We start from the raw sequence: 2241 nt of genomic DNA, 5'->3' as shown, positions 1-2241 counted from the left end.
TCTTTGCCATCGGGGAGCTTGAGCGTGACGCGCTGCAGGATCGCCTGGGCCGATTTGCGCGGCGCTGGCTGGACGAAGCGGAGGCCGGGGAGCCGCGCACCGACGGGGCTGATTGGGTCTGGGCCACCCTCGTCCGGCTCGCCGCCGCCATCGACGCACAAGCGCTGGTCCCAATGATCCGCCGGGCCTTCGAGCTCGAACTGGTGGACTCCGGGTTCGGCGGGGGCGCGGAGCGCTTCGAGCGTGCCATGGCGGAGCACCGGGATCGCCCGCAGCCCTATAAGCCCTCGTACGGAGTGGCGCTGCCCGGACACCCGGCGGACGAGTTGGCGCGCTGGCACTGTTTTCAGACCCCGGTGGAGCCTAAGCCTACGAATCCCGACCGGCACCCGGTTGTCCGTCGGGTGCCGTTGCGGGCGGCCACGAAGGTGGGCCGCAACGACCCTTGTCCTTGCGGCAGTGGCAAGAAGTACAAGAAATGCTGCGGGGGCTGAGCGGCCCGAAATAGCCCAGACCGCCGCTCAGGTGGCACCCCCGCACACCAAAGGCTAAGATCTGCGTCTATGACTCACGTTTAACCCCCTGGATGAGCGATAGCCGCTCCCTCTATGCCTCATGGTCTGGAACTGGCAACAACCCGACTGGCCTGCGTTCGCCTACGACAGCGCGCGGCTCGCACCCTTGGAGGCGCGCCTGCTGCACGAGTCGGGCCTCCTCTTCGGCGCCTTCGTCCACCTGGACGACGCCGAGCGACGCGCATTGACGGTCGAGCTGATCGGCGACGAGGCACTGATGACCGCCCGGATCGAGGGCGAGTATCTGGATCGCGACAGCCTCCAGTCGTCGCTCCTGCGCGAATTCGGCCTGGCCCAAGACCCGCGTCGTGTCGCCCCGGCCGAGGCGGGGATGGCAGAAATGATGGTCGATCTCTATCGGCAGTTCCAGGCCCCCGTGACCCATGATCTGCTGTGCGCCTGGCATCTCATGTTGATGGCGGGGCGGCGGGATCTGCGCGATGTCGGGGGCTATCGGACCTTAGAGGAGCCGATGCAGGTGGTTTCCGGCGCCGTCTATGCACCCCGGGTCCATTTTGAGGCACCGCCCGCGCAGCGGGTGCCCGCCGAGATGGATCGCTTTGTCGCCTGGCTGGAGCGCAGCGCCCCGACCGGCGCGAGTCCGCTGCCGATCCTGACGCGCGCGGGTATCGCCCATCTCTGGTTCGTGACCATCCACCCGTTCGAGGACGGCAACGGCCGCATGGCCCGTGCAATGGCGGAAAAGGTCCTGGCGCAGGGTCTCGGGAAACCCACCCTGATCGCCCTGTCGCACACTATCGAGCGGCACAAGAAGGCGTATTACGGCGCATTGGAGCGGGCGAACAAGTTCAATCGCATCGACGATTGGCTGGACTATTTCTCCCATACCGTTCTGGATGCGCTCGCTTATACCCGCGCGCGGGTCGTTTTCCTCATCGGCAAGGCCAAGCTATATGACCGGCTGCGGGGTCAATTGAATGCGCGCCAGGAGAAGGTGCTCGCGCGCCTGTTGCGCGCCGGACCCGAGGGTTTTGTCGGCGGCCTGAGTGCCGAAAAATACATCGCCATCGCCCGCACCTCGCGCGCGACCGCGACCCGCGACCTCCAGGACTTGGTTGCCAAGGAAGCGCTGGTGCGCACCGGGGAGCGCAAGCATACGCGCTATGCCGTCGTGGTCGCAACCGATCAGGCCCGGGACATGCCGCTACCCATATCCAGTTGAGTTGACTTCTATCCTGACGTCTGGGGGACTACCAACGATTCAGTACCCGAAACGGGCGGAACACGGCGAATAGTGCAACTCGGGCTAGCGGTCAACCGACCGCGGCAAATGACCAACATGGACTCCACCGATCCGGCCCCGGGGGTTTCGGCAGAGGACCGACCCTGTATGATTGCCGCTGGCGTCCGCTCTTCAACGCTCAAGAACCCAGATGACCCCCGACGAGATTTTCGAGGCACTCGCCACCGCCGGCCCCGGCCGGTTCCCCCGCACGGCGCTGATCGAGGCCGTTGAGCAGCGCGAGGCGGTCACGCCCTTGTTGCTCGACGAACTGCGCCGACAACTCGACGCCGGGTTCGCGCCGGCCCTCGCGACCAAGGACTATTGGCGTCACATCTTCGCGCTCTACCTGCTGGCCTATTTCCGCGAGCCGGCGGCCTATCCGCTGTTCGTGCAGATGGGTACCTTGCCCGGCGAGACCTT

Annotated in this window: 3 protein-coding genes; all 3 read left to right on the top strand. The window is 66.0% G+C overall.

The window, feature by feature from the left end; all coding sequences use genetic code 11:
- Window positions 1-8: 8 nt before the first annotated feature.
- Window positions 9-494, top strand: a complete 486-nt coding sequence (locus QZY44_RS29985; RefSeq protein WP_365305570.1) for an SEC-C metal-binding domain-containing protein — start codon at window positions 9-11, stop codon at window positions 492-494.
- A gap of 121 nt (window positions 495-615) precedes the next feature.
- Window positions 616-1758, top strand: a complete 1143-nt coding sequence (locus tag QZY44_RS29980) for a Fic family protein (protein WP_295456384.1) — start codon at window positions 616-618, stop codon at window positions 1756-1758.
- A gap of 211 nt (window positions 1759-1969) precedes the next feature.
- Window positions 1970-2241: DUF1186 domain-containing protein (locus tag QZY44_RS29975; RefSeq protein WP_295456382.1), on the top strand; the 272-nt coding region annotated here is incomplete at its 3' end.

The organism is uncultured Thiodictyon sp. (assembly GCA_903837595.1).
In the GTDB taxonomy this organism is placed as follows: Bacteria; Pseudomonadota; Gammaproteobacteria; order Chromatiales; family Chromatiaceae; genus Thiodictyon.
This window is presented reverse-complemented; position numbering and strand designations above follow the sequence as displayed.